At 73.0% G+C, this 14,079-nt stretch carries 12 protein-coding genes; 7 read left to right on the top strand and 5 right to left on the bottom strand.

Annotated elements, in window-relative coordinates:
• Positions 1-90 precede the first annotated feature (90 nt).
• The 4 genes from AB6L24_RS25450 to metG are packed head-to-tail and all read left to right on the top strand — an operon-like array spanning position 91 to position 6,714.
• On the top strand, positions 91-414 hold the full coding sequence (locus AB6L24_RS25450; RefSeq protein ID WP_405658800.1) for a trypco2 family protein: 324 nt from the start codon (positions 91-93) through the stop codon (positions 412-414).
• Between the two features lie 19 nt (positions 415-433).
• Entirely contained in the window at positions 434-4,582 is a 4,149-nt protein-coding gene (locus tag AB6L24_RS25445; RefSeq protein ID WP_405658797.1) for a trypsin-like peptidase domain-containing protein, read from the top strand.
• The gene (locus AB6L24_RS25440) at positions 4,579-5,055 is read left to right on the top strand and encodes a DUF4913 domain-containing protein (protein ID WP_405658795.1); all 477 of its coding nucleotides are present in this window, start codon (positions 4,579-4,581) and stop codon (positions 5,053-5,055) included. The genes AB6L24_RS25445 and AB6L24_RS25440 overlap by 4 nt, the downstream gene beginning before the upstream one ends.
• A 33-nt stretch (positions 5,056-5,088) precedes the next feature.
• Positions 5,089-6,714 carry a methionine--tRNA ligase gene (gene metG, locus AB6L24_RS25435; protein WP_405658792.1) on the top strand — a complete coding sequence of 542 codons (1,626 nt, stop codon included), beginning with the start codon at positions 5,089-5,091 and terminating at the stop codon, positions 6,712-6,714.
• An 85-nt stretch (positions 6,715-6,799) separates the two neighbouring features.
• Here metG and AB6L24_RS25430 read toward each other — a convergent pair whose 3' ends face one another.
• Complete coding sequence (locus AB6L24_RS25430) at positions 6,800-7,384, bottom strand: TetR/AcrR family transcriptional regulator (RefSeq protein ID WP_405658789.1); 585 nt, start codon at positions 7,382-7,384, stop codon at positions 6,800-6,802.
• 117 nt (positions 7,385-7,501) lie between these two features.
• Between AB6L24_RS25430 and AB6L24_RS25425 the strand changes: the two genes are divergently transcribed.
• Positions 7,502-8,371: an NAD(P)-dependent oxidoreductase gene (locus tag AB6L24_RS25425; protein WP_405658787.1), complete on the top strand. Its 870-nt coding sequence runs from the start codon at positions 7,502-7,504 to the stop codon at positions 8,369-8,371.
• A 45-nt stretch (positions 8,372-8,416) separates the two neighbouring features.
• On the opposite strand, the gene AB6L24_RS25420 is transcribed toward AB6L24_RS25425, so the two are convergent.
• Together AB6L24_RS25420 and AB6L24_RS25415 are read right to left on the bottom strand one after the other, a co-directional pair.
• Complete coding sequence (locus AB6L24_RS25420) at positions 8,417-8,857, bottom strand: VOC family protein (RefSeq protein WP_405658784.1); 441 nt, start codon at positions 8,855-8,857, stop codon at positions 8,417-8,419.
• 117 nt (positions 8,858-8,974) lie between these two features.
• Complete coding sequence (locus AB6L24_RS25415) at positions 8,975-9,826, bottom strand: helix-turn-helix domain-containing protein (RefSeq protein WP_405658782.1); 852 nt, start codon at positions 9,824-9,826, stop codon at positions 8,975-8,977.
• Positions 9,827-10,082: 256 nt separating this feature from the next.
• Here AB6L24_RS25415 and AB6L24_RS25410 point away from each other — a divergent pair, with 256 nt between their 5' ends.
• Positions 10,083-10,568, top strand: a complete 486-nt coding sequence (locus AB6L24_RS25410; protein WP_405658778.1) for an ATP-binding protein — start codon at positions 10,083-10,085, stop codon at positions 10,566-10,568.
• Here the strand turns inward: AB6L24_RS25410 and AB6L24_RS25405 are convergent.
• Positions 10,511-12,019, bottom strand: a complete 1,509-nt coding sequence (locus tag AB6L24_RS25405) for an MFS transporter (RefSeq protein ID WP_405658777.1) — start codon at positions 12,017-12,019, stop codon at positions 10,511-10,513. The genes AB6L24_RS25410 and AB6L24_RS25405 overlap by 58 nt on opposite strands.
• Before the next feature lie 222 nt (positions 12,020-12,241).
• Between AB6L24_RS25405 and AB6L24_RS25400 the strand changes: the two genes are divergently transcribed.
• Positions 12,242-12,436, top strand: a complete 195-nt coding sequence (locus tag AB6L24_RS25400; RefSeq protein WP_380842860.1) for a hypothetical protein — start codon at positions 12,242-12,244, stop codon at positions 12,434-12,436.
• 6 nt (positions 12,437-12,442) lie between these two features.
• On the opposite strand, the gene AB6L24_RS25395 is transcribed toward AB6L24_RS25400, so the two are convergent.
• Positions 12,443-14,026 (bottom strand): amino acid ABC transporter substrate-binding protein, encoded by a 1,584-nt coding sequence (locus AB6L24_RS25395; RefSeq protein ID WP_405658775.1) that lies wholly within the window; start codon positions 14,024-14,026, stop codon positions 12,443-12,445.
• Between the last annotated feature and the right edge of the window lie 53 nt (positions 14,027-14,079).

Here is a 14,079-nt window from a genome sequence, read left to right as displayed (position 1 = left end):
ATCCGGTACCGCCGATCTCATGGCGTCAACTCCGGCCCTTACGTATCGTGTTGACGTTTTCCACGCGAGTAGAGCGAGGGGGCGGCACCCGTGCGCGGTGGCGACAGCGGACATCCCGGCGACGACGAGTGGCTCGACCTCGCCGACGCCCTCGACCTGCTCCGAGGGCAGATCGGCGAGGCCCAGCGCCGCGCCCGCACCGCCGACGTGCGGTTCGACGTCGAAGCGATCACCGTCGACTTCGAGGTCGAGCTGGGGCGTACGCACGGCGGCAGCGGCGGACTGCGGTTCGGGATCGCGCAGGCCGACGGCCGGCGGGAGAGCGCGCGGCGGGCGGTCCAGCGCGTGAGTCTGACGCTGACGCCGCGCACCGCCGCGAGGGGTGACCTGACCATCGGGGACGGGGAGTCCTGAGCATCGGCGGAGGTGATCCTTGGAGCAGGACCGCGTCATACGTGTCATCGCGCACGGACCCGCCGACGGCCCGCCCGGCAGCGCACGCTCCGGCACCGGCCACCTCATAGCGCCCCGCCTCGTCCTCACCGCCGCCCACCTCGTCCCGCCCGGCACCGCCCCCGCCGTGGTGACCGCGCCCGGCGCCGAGCCGTACCGGGCCGCCGTGCGCTGGCGCCGCGACACCGACACCCTCGACGCCGCCCTCGTGGAGATCCGCGACACCGCCTGGCAGCCGCCGGAGTCCTTCGGGGAACGCGTCGGGCGCCGCCCGCAGCGCTGGGGGCGGCTCGTCACCCATCACGTGGGGCAGTCCGTGTGCTGCCACGGCTTCCCCCGCGTGCAGCGCGCGGCGGAGGGCGCGGGGCCCGGCGCCGGGCCGATGGAACAGATCTCGGCGCGGATCAATCCGCTCACCGGTTTCCCCGTGCGCCGCTACGAACTCGTGGGCCCCGTCGGCGTCTTCGGCGCCGGACGCGATCTGGACTCGCCCTGGGCAGGCCTGTCAGGTGCCGCCGTCTTCACCGCCGAACCCGGCGGCGTACCGGGCGAGGAGCGGCCGGGCGACCTGCTGCTCGGCGTCGTACGGGCGGACCGGCAGGCCGACAGCGGCGTGCGGCTGACCGCGACGCGGGCCGAGGACCTGCTCGCCGACCATGTGTTCCGGGCCGTCGTGGAGGAGCACTGCGGGGTGCCGCCCGAGCTGGAGGCGGCCGAACTCGCGGGCCTGCTCGCGCCGGTCCGCGCCCTGCGGGAGCTGCGCTCGCCGCTGACGGTGCTGCGCGCGGACGTGGAGGCCGTGTCGTTCCGGGGGCGCGAGAAGGAGGTGCGGGAGCTGCGCGCCTGGTGTGTGGAGTCCGGTGCCGCGCAGCAGGTCGGGACGCTCGTCGGGCCCGGCGGACAGGGCAAGACGCGGCTCGCCCGGGAGCTGGCGGGGCGGCTGCGCGCCGAGGGCTGGGTGGCGGGGCGGCTGCGGCACGAGGCGCTGCCCGGCGACCCCGCCCGCCTTGAGCGGCGCCTGCGGCCGCTCGTCGACGTCCGGTACCCCACGCTCGTCGTCGTCGACTACGCCGAGACCCGCCCCGACGTGGTGCGCGCCCTCGCCGCGCTGGCCGAGGACGCCCGCGACCGGTTCCGGGTGCTGCTGCTCGCCCGTTCCCTCGGCACCTGGATGACGTCCGCCCTCGGCCGCCTCGACCCCGGCCGCGGCACCGCCGACCGCGCGTCCGGCGTCCCCGACTTCAGCCTGGGCCCCCTGTACCGGGACCCGGCGCCCGCCGCCGACGCCTTCCGCCTCGCGGTCGCCGACCTGGCCCGGCTGCTGCCGCTGGTCCCCGGGTACGAGGGCGTGGACTGGCCCCTGACCGCATCCGGCATCCAGCCGCCGCCCGCCCGGAGCGACAGCCGGGAGAGCCCGCTGTCCCTGCACATGCGCGCCCTTGAGTCCCTGCTCAGGAGGGGCCTGCCGGACGCCGGGGCCGAGCGGAGGCAGGGGCTGCTGCTCGAACAGGCACTGCTCCAGCACGAGTCGGACTACTGGGCGCGCGCGGCGGTCTCCCACGGCCTGAGCACGGACCCGACCGCGCCGGGCGCGGACACGGAGGCGCTGCTGCGGCGTGCCGTCGCCGCCACCACCCTGTGCGGCGCCGCGGACCGCGCCGAGGCCCGCGCGACCCTGGCCCGGCTGCCGCGCGAGCCGTACGAGCCGCCGGTGCCGGTGGCCCGCCTCGACGAGTGGCTGCGCGGCCTCTACCCGGCCGCGCGCGACCGGCACTGGGGCACCCTGCACCCCGACCGGGTCGCCGAGCACCAGGCGGCGCAGGAGGTCACCGACGACCCGGAGCTGCTGCCCGCGCTGCTCACCGACGCCTCCGACGCGCAGTGGACCAGCGCCTTCACCGTCCTCACCCGCGCCGTCGTCGCCCACACCAACGAGGACCGCCCGGAGCGCGCCCACGCGGTGCTCGCCGTCCTGGACCGCACCCTGGCCGACCTCCCGGCGAGCACCGCCGCCCTGCGGGCCTGTCTGGACGCACTGCCCCGGGAGTCGCAGGTCCTGTGCCGGTTCGCGGCGCGTCTCGCCAGGCGGCTGGTGGACAGTCACCGGGACGCCCCGTGGCCCGACGGCCCCACGGACGCCGAACGCGCCCGCGACCAGCACCACTTGGCGGCCCGCCTGGGCGCGGTCCAGCAGTGGGACGAGGCCGTGCATGTCGCGCGGACCGCTCTCGGCACGCGTCGGCAGCTCGCGGAGGCGGATCCGCGGACCCACGAGGCGGACCTCGCCGCGAGCTACGACCTGTACGCGCAGTGCCTGCGCGCCGTCGAGGAGGTGGAGGAGGCCCTGCGGCACGTGCGGCGCGCGCTCGCCATCCAGCGCCGCCTGGACCGGCAGCGGCCGGAGCGGTACCGCAGCGGCCTGATCGAGTACCTGAACACGGCCGCGGTGATCGAGTGGGACCACGACCGGCGCGACAAGTCCAACCGGCTCTCCGCGGAGGCCGCCGGGCTGAGCCGCTGGCTGCAGAGCACCCAGCCCGGCGATCACCTGAACCTGCTGATCGACAGCCTCAACTCGCAGAGCATCGGCTACTGGAACGACGGCCGCTACCAGGAGGCGACCCGCGTCACCGACGAGTCGCTGCGCATCCTCGACGAACAGGTGGCGGTCAACCGCGATGCCTACGCCCCGTACCTCGCCACCGCGCTGATGTCGCAGGCGCTCAACTACGACCCGCAGGGCGGGCGGCAGGAGAGCCTCGACCTGGCGCACCGCGCGGTCGCCGTCCGCCGCCGTCTCGCCGCCGACCTGCCCGAGGCGCACGAGGCCGCGCTCGGCGAGGACCTGCGCAACCTGGCCTTGACCGAGTTCTTCGCGGAGCACCGCGAGCCCGCGCTACGGCTGCTCCGGGAGGCCGTCGACGTGTGGGGCGCGGTCCACCGGCGGACGGGCCGCGCTCGGCACGGCCGCGATCTCGCCATGGGCCTGTGGGCCCTCTCCGACGTCCTCTCCCGCGCGGACGACGATCTGGGCGAGGCGATCACCGCCCTTGAGAAGTCCGTGGACATCCGCCGCCGCGTCGCCGCCTCCTACGGGCAGAACCCGAACGCCCCCGTGGCCGATCGACTCATGGACCTCGGCCACTATCGGCGGCGGCGCGCCTTGCTCGAGGGCGCGGACTTCGACCAGGAGCTGGCCGAGGCCGTGCGGATCTTCCAGGAGTGCGTGTTCCTGCGCCGCGACCTGGCGGCCGAGGATCCGGCGGCCGACCGCCAGGGCGACCTGTGCGACGCCTTGATCAACCTGCTCGGCTGCTACGAGGCGGCGGGCCGGACCACCGCGTACCGGGTCCTGCTGCGCGAGGTGCTGCCCCTGCTGCGCGGGCTCGCCGCGCGGGACCAGGAGTGGCGGCCCGCCCAGGTCAGAAACGAGGCGGACCTGGGCATGGAGTACGAGCTGTCGGGGCGGGAGTCCCTCGCTCTGCCCCTGCTCACCAAGGCGCTGGCCGATGCCCCGCCGCTGGAGCAGATGGGCGTCACCCCGTACCGCCTGCGCCAGTGGCTGCACAGTCTGCTCCGTGCCCAGAGCAAGCACCGGCGGTACGCCGCCGCGGTCCGCACCGCCGAGCGGATCGTCGCCGAGGTGCACCGCGAGCGGGAGCAGGACCCGGACTGCGCGGCGCCGCTCGGCTCCGACACGGTCGCCCTGGCCCTGGCGTACGCCCGCGCGGGACGGCACGGCGAGGCCCTGCGGCTCGTGGCGGACGGAGCCGCCCTCGTCCGCCGCGAGGCCGCCGGGGAGTCGGTCGCCTGGCAGACGTACGCGCTGTGCGAGGAGGCGGAGACCTACCTGGTCTGCGCCCGGGCCACCCGCAGCCCCGTCACCGCACGCGCCGCGCTGGCCCCGGCGCGCGCGGCGGTGCGGCTGACCCGGCGGGAGCGGCCGCCCGGCCACACCGCCCTGCGCACGGCGGTGGACACGCTCGCGGCGGTCTATGTCCAGCTGGGACGCGCGGGCGACGCCGACCACGTACGCCGGTCGCTCGCGCCCCCGCCGGAGCCCCGCTCGCGCGCGCACCGGGCGGCCCACGGCACGACCACGGCACGGACAGCGACGGAGGCGACATGACCACCCAGGAACCCGGCCCCGGCGAGACGGCCCACGACAGCGACGCCGACGACGGCGAGACCACCGACCGGGCCCGCCTGATCGAGGAGGAGCACCGGGCGGGCCTGGTCTTCGGCTCCCTCGCGAGCTTCGTGGGCGACTACCTCACCCAGGTCGTCCGGCCTCGCCTCGACGACGGCAGCCACGTCTGGTGCCCCTACTGGTGGCTCCACCCCGAGTCCGTCGTCCGGCTCTCCTCGATGTGGCGGGCCTTCGAGTACCTGCACCACGATCCCTCGCTCGGCATGTCCAACTGGTGGCTGCACCACGCCGACCCCCACCTGGCGCGGCTGCTCTCCCCGTCCGGCCCGTTCCACGCGTGCGCCGACGGGCAGCACACCGATCCGCCGCCGCTGGCCTCGGAGGCCGTACCGCCGGGCGTCATGGACGACCCCGCGTTCACGCTGCTGCCCGAGGACCCCTTCGCCATGTGAGTGGATCTTCATTGGGCCGTTAGGATTTCGACCATGGCGGCCACTGGATCCGAGAAGCAGGGGGCGAACGACGTGCAGTCGTACTACGTCTCGACCCCCATTTACTACGTCAACGACGCTCCTCACCTGGGCCACGCCTACACGACCGTCGCAGGCGACGTGCTCACGCGCTGGCACCGTCAGCGCGGCGAGAAGGTGTGGTACCTCACCGGCACGGACGAGCACGGTCAGAAGATCATGCGCACGGCCGAGGCGAACGGTGTCTCCCCGCAGGAGTGGTGCGACAAGCTCGTCGAGGAGGCCTGGCGGCCCCTCTGGGAGCACCTGAACATCGCCAACGACGACTTCATCCGTACGACGGAGAAGCGGCACACGGACCGCGTGCAGGAGTTCGTCCAGGATCTCTACGACAAGGGCGAGATCTACAAGGGCGGGTACGAGGGGCCGTACTGCGTCGGCTGTGAGGAGTACAAGCTCCCGGGCGAGCTGCTCGACGGCGAGGGCGACTTCGCGGGCGAGAAGCTCTGCCCGATCCACAAGAAGCCGGTGGAGCTGCTCAGCGAGGAGAACTACTTCTTCAAGCTGAGCGAGTACACGGAGCGGCTCCTCGCGCACTACGAGGCCAACCCGGGCTTCATCCAGCCCGAGTCGGCGCGCAACGAGGTCGTGAACTTCGTCAAGCAGGGCCTGCAGGACCTGTCCATCTCCCGCTCGACCTTCGACTGGGGCGTCCCGGTCCCGTGGGACACCAAGCACGTCATCTACGTCTGGGTCGACGCGCTCCTGAACTACGCGACGGCCGTCGGGTACAACGAGAACCCGGCGAAGTTCGACGGCACCTTCCCCGCGAACGTGCACCTCGTCGGCAAGGACATCCTGCGCTTCCACGCGGTGATCTGGCCCGCGATGCTGATGGCGCAGGGCCTGCCGCTGCCCGGCAAGGTCGCCGCCAACGGCTGGCTGATGGTCGGCGGCGAGAAGATGTCGAAGTCGAACCTGACGGGCATCAAGCCGCAGGACCTGACGTCCCACTTCGGCGTGGACGCCTACCGCTGGTACTTCCTGCGGGCCATCGCCTTCGGCCAGGACGGCTCGTTCTCCTGGGAGGACTTCACCGCCCGGTACACCAGCGAGCTGGCCAACGACTACGGCAACCTCGCGTCCCGCGTCGCCGCCATGGTCGGCAAGTACTTCGGCGGCGCCCTGCCGGCCGACGAGGCGCCCGGCGCGGCCGAGCAGGCGGTCCGCGAGGGCCTCGCCAAGGCCGTCGCGGAGGCCGACCGGAAGGTCGGCGACGACCTGGACTTCCAGGGCGGCATCCTCGCCGTCTTCGACTTCGTGAAGCAGGTCAACGGCTACATCACGGAGCAGGAGCCGTGGAAGGTCGCCAAGGACGAATCGCCCGAGGGCAAGGCGCGCCTGGCTTCCATCCTCTACACGGCCGCCGAGTCGCTCCGCGCCGTCGCCGTGCTCCTCAACCCGGTCATGCCCGAGACGTCCCAGCAGCTCTGGGACTCCCTCGGCGCCGAGGCCCCGCTCGGCGCGCTCGCCGACCAGCGGGTGCAGGACGCGGGCACGTGGGGCCTGCTCCCGGCCGGAGCCACGGTCACCAAGGGCGCGGTGCTGTTCCCGCGCCTGGAGGAGAAGAAGGACGCGTAGGTCTGTTCGTACGTGAGTGAGGGCCCCGGGACCTGGTCGGTTCCGGGGCCCTCACGCGTGTACGGCCGCGTACGGGCCCGCGCCCTCAGGCGTACGACCCCACCAGCCGGGCCAACTGCCGCCCGGCCGCCCGCAAGGGCTCCTCGCTGCGGGCGACCTGGGACGTGACCTCGGCGCCCTCCAGGGCGCTGATGACGGTCGTCGCGACCTCGCGGGCGTCCTCGGGGGCGAAGCCGGAGCCGAGGAGTTTCTCCTCGACGATCCGCTCCCAGCCGAGCAGCGCCTCCGCGCACACCCGCTGGATCTCGGAGTCCGAGCCGAGGGTCTCCAGGGCGGCGGCGGTGACGGGGCAGCCGTCGGTCCAGCCGGACTCCCGCAGGCCGACGGCGAGTTCGACGGCGCAGGCCTCGACGGCGGTGGCCGGGTCGGCCTCGCGGTGCAGCGCGTCCTCCAGGAGCCATCTGAACTCCTTCTCGCCGTGCTTGAGTGCGGCCACGGCGACGGCCTCCTTGCCGCCCGGGAAGAAGTGGTAGACGGATCCGAGCGTGGCCTGCGCCTCTTTGGCGATCTGCTTGATGCCGGTGCCGACGTAGCCCTGCCGCTGGATGAGCCGCGCGGCGACCACGACGATCCGCTCACGCGTGCTGGGGGGCGCGCTGTACTCACTCATCCGCCCACCTTACCCACTCTCTGAGTAGAGCGTTCGTTCTAGAGCTGTGCTACGTTTCCTTCCAGCGCCAGATAGAGCGCTCGTTCTAGTAACTTTACGTATACATCGGAGCCATCCATGTCACGATCCGTCACCGTCATCGGCCTCGGCCCCATGGGCCACGCCATGGCCTCCGCCTACCTCGACCGGGGCTACGAGGTCACCGTCTGGAACCGCACCCCGTCCCGCGCCGACGCCCTGGTGGCGCGCGGCGCGAAGCTGGCCGCCACCACCGAAGAAGCCCTCGCCGCCAACGAGTTGGTGGTCCTCAGCCTGATCGACTACGACGCGATGTACACGGCGTTCAAGGGCGCGGAGCACGCCGTCGCGGGCCGGGTCCTGGTGAACCTCAGCTCGGACGTGCCGGAGAAGGCGCGCGCGGCGGCCCGCTGGGTGGAGGGGCTCGGCGGCACGCATCTGACGGGCGGCGTCCTGTCCCCGCCGCCGGGCATCGGCAGTCCGGACATGTCGACGTTCTACAGCGGCCCGCGCGAGGCGTACGAGAAGTTCCGCGCGGATCTTGAGGTCATCACCGGCAAGACCGACTACCGGGGCGAGGACCCGGGCGTGGCCGCGCTCATGTACCAGCTGAACATGGTCATCTTCTGGCCCGCGATGCTCGCGTACTGGCAGGCCGTCGCGCTCGCGGGCGCGCACGGCATCAGCGCCTCCGAGATCGCCCCGTACGCGACCGAGAACTACGCGGGCATGGGCCAGTTCATCGACTTCTACGCGCCCCGCATCGACGCCGGGAACCACGCGGGCGACGTCGACCGCATCTCGATGGGCGTGGCGAGCATGGAGCACGTCGTCCACACGAACGCCGACGCGGGCGTGGACACGGCGTTCCCGGAGGCGGTCCTCGCCGCGTTCCGCCAGGGCGCGGCGGCGGGCCACGGGTCGGACAGCTTCAGCAAGCTGGTGGACCTGATCCGGAAGGGGGCCTGACGGCGGACGGGGCGGGCCGTGCGGGCGGGGCAGGCCGCGCAGCCCCTACAGCACGCAGAACTCGTTGCCCTCCGGGTCGGCCAGCACCACGTGGTCGGGCCTGCCGTCCAGGTCGTGCTCACCCACGACCCGCGCCCCGGCGGCGGTGAGCCGCGCCACCGCCGCCGTGACCAGCGGCCACCGCACCTCCCAGGGCGTCTCGCGGCCACCGCTCACCCGCAGGTCGAGGTGGACACGGTTCTTGACGACCTTGTCCTCGGGGACCTTGAGGAAGGAGATGGACGGCCCCCGTCCGTCCGGGTCGGCCAGATAGGCCCCGTCGTCCCACTCCTCCTCGGGCACGCCGTGCCGCTCCAACCACTCCTCCCAGTTCGCGAACCCGGCGGGCGGCGGCTTCTCGACGTAGCCGAGGGCGAGCGCCCAGAAGCGGGCGAGTTCGCCGGGACGGGCGCAGTCGATCGTCAGGGTCCAGGGAGTGGTCGTCATGGGCCCGTTCCTACCACTCCGGTACGACAACCACCCCGACCGGCGCTCCCGCCCTGCTGCACGCGGCCCCCGCCATGGTCGGCGTCCTCACGGCGCCCGAGGTGTGGTCGCGCCTGCTCACAGCTCCTTCGCCAGCCGACGGATGAAGTCCCGCGACCGCACCGGGTCGAGGGCCGCCGACGTGACCTTCTGGAAGAGGGCACGGAAGAGGGCCAGTTGGGGCTCCGCGTCCAGGAAGGGGCCGCCGTGGGGCTCGTCGCGCTTCGCGGTGTCGAGGCGCGGCACGGGTCCGCCCAGGTAGAGGGCCGCCGCGTTGGCGCCCGCGAAGCCGTCGACGTCGAAGGGGATGACGCGGACTGTGATATTGGGGCGTTCCGACTGGCGCAGGATGCGGGCGAGTTGGGCGCGGGCGACGTGGCGGTCGGCGACGCGGGTGCGCAGGACGGACTCGTGCAGGACGGCCTCGTAGGGCACCGCGCCGGGGCGCTCGACGGCGACCCGGCGGCCCAGGCAGTGGGCGACCCGCGGCTCCAGCTCGGCGCTGGGGAGTTCGGGGGAGGGGTATGCGAAGACGGCGCGGGCGTAGTCCTCGGTCTGGAGGATGCCGGGGACGTGGGCCGTGGCGGTCACGTGCAGGAAGGTGGCGTGGTGCTCCAGCTCCGCGAGGTCGAGGAAGGCGGGCGGTAAGACGCCCCGGTACTCCTCCCACCAGCCCCGGGTCCGGTCGGTCGCCATGCCGACGAGGCCCTCGACCAGGCCGGGGTCCACGCACGCGTAGTGGGCGGCCAGCCTGCGCACCCGCGCCTCGCTCACCCCCGCGATCCCCGCCTCCATCTGGCTCATCTGGGCCGACGTCGAACCGAGGAGCTCCGCCACCTCGCGGGCGGTCATCCCGGCGGCGTCCCGCAGCCTGCGCAGCTCCGCGCCGAGGCGTACCTGCCGTGCGGTGGGCCGATTCCTCGGCGGCATACCGACCTGCCCCTCAACGGTGTTCGCAGCAGGGCGTGTTGACACCCCTCTTTCGGGGGGCAGGTTACGCGCCCTGTTGCCGGGGCAGAAAATAATGCCCTACCTTCAGTGATGAAGCGACCACCCACAGCGACACCCACAGCAACCCCCGGGTCCGGAAGTGCACCGCGTCGCCCCGCCACAGCGGGCACCGGCAGGCCACCACCCCGAGAGCGTCGATCTCTTCCAACTCCTCAACGACCCAACGGAGTTACGCATGAACGAGAGCTGCGACCCCGGCGCCGACTTCGACGAGTCCCACCCTCCCCGGCCCGCCCGCACCCCCTCCCGGGCCCCCTGGCAGTACACCCTCCACATCCCCAACGACCTCCGCGCCGTCACTGTCTGTCGTCATACGCTCGGCCTGATCCTGACCGCCCACGGCCTCCCGCACCTCGCCGACTCGGCGGAACTGGTCGCGACGGAGCTGGTGGCCAACGCCGTGACGCACACCAAGGGCCCCGCCGCCCTGCGCCTGCACTGGTCCTGCGGCATCCTCCGCATCGAGGTCTGGGACGCCGACCCCACCCCGCCCGAGCCCCCGGCGCCCCCGGCCAGGGACCTGGTCCTGGCGGAGGCGGGGCGCGGCCTCGCCCTGGTCAAGGGCTGCGCCGACGGCTGGGGCTGGTATCACCTGGGCGGCGCTCACCTCCCGGGCGGCGAGGGCAAGTTCGTCTGGTGCGAGCTGGCCGAGGCGGCGTGATCCCGGTCCCGCACCCCGAGCAGCGCCCACGCCACGCACGCCGCGCCCGCCAGGATCCCGAAGCCGACGAGCAGCGCGCTGGTGTAGCCGTGCACCGAGGCCGCCGTCGGGGTCGCGCCCCGGTGGTCCGCCAGGTACGTCCCGGCGGCGCTGGACGCGACCGTGTTGAGCAGGGCCGTGCCGAGGGCCGCCCCCAACTGCTGCGAGGCGTTGTACGCGGCCGACGCGGCGCCGATGTCGTGGCCCCGCATCCCGGCCGTCGCCAGGCTCGCCGTCGGCGGCAGGACACAGCCGAGGCCGAGGCCGGTGAGGGTGAGCGCCGGGACCAGGTACAGCCAGAAGACGTGCCCGCTGTCCGGGGTGAGCCGGGTCAGCAGGAACATCCCGGCGGCCGCCGCGAGCAGACCCGGTACGACGAGGGCCACCGGCCGCGCCCTGCCGTGCAGCTTGCCCGCGATGAACGTCGCCCCGACCAGCGCCGCGAGCGCGTTCACGATCAGCGTCAGACCGGCCTCCACCGGCGAGTAGCCGAGCACCGTCTGGGTGTAGTAGCTCATGAAGAGGTAGAAGCCGAACATCGCGACGAACAGCAGCGTGATCGCGAGGAACGCCCCCGCCCGCGCCCGGTGCACCAGGATCCGCAGCGGCAACAGCGGCCGGGGCGCCCGCAGTTCCACGGCGACGAACGCCCCGAGGAGCACGACGCCGACGGCGAGCAGCGCGAGCACCCGCCCCGAGCCCCACCCGCGCGGCTCCGCCTCGTTGAACGCGTACACCACCGCCGCGAAGCCCCCGGCGCTGAGCAGCGCGCCCGGCACGTCGAGCCGTCCGCCGCCCGCGGCCCTGTCCCTCGGCACGAACGTCGCCCCGACCACGGCGAGCAGCGCGAGCGGCACGTTCACATACAGGCACCAGCGCCAACTCGCGTACTCCGTGAGCAGTCCGCCCGCCACCAGGCCCACCGCCGAACCCGCCGCCCCGACGGCCGCGAAGACGCCGAACGCCCGGCCCCGGGCCCGCGGCTCCGTGAACGTGATCGTCAGGAGCGAGAGCCCGGCGGGCGCGAGCAGCGCCGCGAACACACCCTGCAGCGCGCGGGCCCCGAACAGCATCCCCGGGTTCACCGCCGCCCCGCCCAGCGCCGACGCGGCGGCGAATCCGGCCAGGCCGACGACGAACGTACGACGGTGTCCGAGCGCCCCGCTGATCCGGCCACCGATCAGGAGCAGTCCGCCGAACGCGAGCGCGTACGCCGTGACGGCCCACTGGCGGCTCGCGTCCGACATGTCGAGGGCGCTCTGCGCGGACGGCAGCGCGATGTTCACGATCGTCCCGTCCAGGACGACGAGGAGCTGCGCGGCGCTCACCGCGAGCAGCGTCCACCAGTGTGTGCTTCGTTCAGTTCGTTCGGAGGAGGGACTGGTCACCCGGTCCGTGTCTGCGGCAGTCATGGATTCAAGTGTTTCGTTGAAGGAATCCCGGAGACTTCGCGCGCACAGGCACGTGGTCACAGCGATGGGGAGCCGGAAAAGTCTCAAGCACGGGTGCGGGGGCAGAACGGGCGAGGGGCCCGGGGTCCGGGGTGGCTGGATATACACGGTGCGAGTGAGCTGTTGATCACTTCGTGATCGGTCTCACTTCGCCTTCACTCCGGCGCACGTACGCTTCACAGTATGGCCACGAATCCCGCTTCCGAGAGCCGGCGGTCCTCGCGCACCGCCGACGAGGTGAACGAGGAGATCCGTGCGCTGTGGCTGCGCTGCGGCGGGCGGCTGAGCACCGAGCAGCGGCGGGAGTACCAACGCCTGGTGACGGAGTGGGCGACGGCGGAGGCGGAGAGTCACGGCTCTCCGACCAGGGCGGCGTAAGCGGAATCACCTGGTCCCACTCGGGACCACGCAGTCCTTCGGCTGTTCGCGGCCTTCCGGCCAGCCCAATCCCACGAACGCGAGCCTTCGCGTTCGCGGATCCAGCTGGACGACGGCCACCGGCTTGTCGTAGGGATTGCCCGCGTTGGTGAGGCACACCCACCCGCTGGTTCCGGCCACCCGGTGCGCGGACTCCAGGCGGGACCACTGGGCGGACACGCGCTCGCGGGGCGGCACCTCGCCCGGCGACTGCGCGTTCGCGAGGAACACCGCCTCCGCGATGGTGCGGAAGCCGTCGTGCACCAGCATGGTGCGGGAGTCGTCAAGGCCGACGGGTCCGATGTCCCCGGCGCGCCGCCCCGAGACGAGCTGCCGCAGCTCCGCCAACTGCCGCTGCGGCTCCACCAGATGCCCGGGCCGCTCCCGCTCCCCGCTCAACTCCTTGTCCCACGCGCCGGGATGCGCGGGGGCGGTGTACTGCACGGTGACGGCGGCGTGCCGCGCGCTCGCGTCGCCCCGGAGCTTCTTCCAGTCGGCCTCGCTCATGTACCGGTCCAGGGTCGCCGCCCCCGACCCGCTCACGACCGTGTACCGCTTGCCGTCGCACGGCACCTCCGCCAGCTTGATGGCGAAGAGACGCAGATGGACGGGGCGCCCGGCGAAGTAGACGACGCGCGCGCGGGACTGGCAGATGTTGTGGCCGATGAGGGAGAAGTCGTTGCCGGTGGCCCCGGCGTCGTTGATCGACGGGGACGTGAACTCCTGGTCCTTGGCGCCGGGCGGCCCCGGCTCGTCCGCGCTGAACGCCCGCGCGAGGGACTCCACGTAGATGTCGTCGGGACGGGTGTCCTTGACCAGGACGGTGTCCTGGTCCTTCAGGCCGCGGTGGAACTCGGCGAGGGCCTGCGCCTGTTGGCGGTTGGTGGGGATGACCCGGGCCAGGCCCTTGAAGCGCGGCTTGGCCTCGCGGCCCTCGGGGTTGGCGAGTTCGTCGGCGCTGGCGCGGCTGATCAGGACGGGGATGCGCAGCTCGTTGGTGAGGCGGTCCACGGCGTCGATGGTGTTGCGCAGGCTCAGGTTGAAGCCGGTGACCGCGCGCAGGTTGTGCTTCGTGGAGTCCGCGAGGTCGGCCAGGTCGTCGACGACCCGCTCCTGCTGGGCGTAGTTCCGGCCGGGGTTGGCGAGGACGAGGCGGAGCAGGGGCTTCTGCTCGCTGCGGTTGGCGCGGTACTGGGCGAGATAGGCACCCTGTACGTCGCTGCGGAGCTGTTTGCGCTCGACCGCGGACTCCGGCTGGAGCGGCAGCATCATGGCGACGGTGACGTGCGGCTTGTCCTCGACGCGCCGGTTCTCCTCGGCGATGGCGTCGCTGACCTTGCTGATCTCGGGGGTGCCGAAGTCGTAGCCGGAGCCGTTGACGCCGACGCACTCCCCGTCGTGCCGCTCCACGCCGTCGGCGCAGGTGTCGGGGCCGCCGACGTTCCGCGGCACGAGGATGCCCGCCGCCGCCCCCACCGCCACGACGACCAGGACGGTCACGGCCTTCTTCAAGGGGGTGGCCCACAGATGGTTGTACAGCCAGTTCAGCACCGCGTACGCCCTCTCCCGCCGTTCACCGTCGCCTCCTCCTCCGGCACGGCCCT

The sequence above is a fragment of the Streptomyces sp. RK9 genome, from assembly GCF_045070545.1.
Classification (GTDB): Bacteria; Actinomycetota; Actinomycetes; order Streptomycetales; family Streptomycetaceae; genus Streptomyces; species Streptomyces alboflavus.
This window is presented reverse-complemented; position numbering and strand designations above follow the sequence as displayed.

Bases quoted from the DNA above. Each gene is read 5' to 3' on its own strand.
- AB6L24_RS25430 (WP_405658789.1), bottom strand. From the start codon at position 7,384: ATGAGTGAGTACAGCGCGCCCCCCAGCACGCGTGAGCGGATCGTCGTG.
- AB6L24_RS25410 (WP_405658778.1), top strand. From the start codon at position 10,083: ATGAACGAGAGCTGCGACCCCGGCGCCGACTTCGACGAGTCCCACCCT.
- AB6L24_RS25425 (WP_405658787.1), top strand. From the start codon at position 7,502: ATGTCACGATCCGTCACCGTCATCGGCCTCGGCCCCATGGGCCACGCC.
- AB6L24_RS25415 (WP_405658782.1), bottom strand. From the start codon at position 9,826: ATGCCGCCGAGGAATCGGCCCACCGCACGGCAGGTACGCCTCGGCGCG.
- AB6L24_RS25400 (WP_380842860.1), top strand. From the start codon at position 12,242: ATGGCCACGAATCCCGCTTCCGAGAGCCGGCGGTCCTCGCGCACCGCC.
- AB6L24_RS25420 (WP_405658784.1), bottom strand. From the start codon at position 8,857: ATGACGACCACTCCCTGGACCCTGACGATCGACTGCGCCCGTCCCGGC.
- AB6L24_RS25405 (WP_405658777.1), bottom strand. From the start codon at position 12,019: ATGACTGCCGCAGACACGGACCGGGTGACCAGTCCCTCCTCCGAACGA.
- AB6L24_RS25440 (WP_405658795.1), top strand. From the start codon at position 4,579: ATGACCACCCAGGAACCCGGCCCCGGCGAGACGGCCCACGACAGCGAC.
- metG (WP_405658792.1), top strand. From the start codon at position 5,089: ATGGCGGCCACTGGATCCGAGAAGCAGGGGGCGAACGACGTGCAGTCG.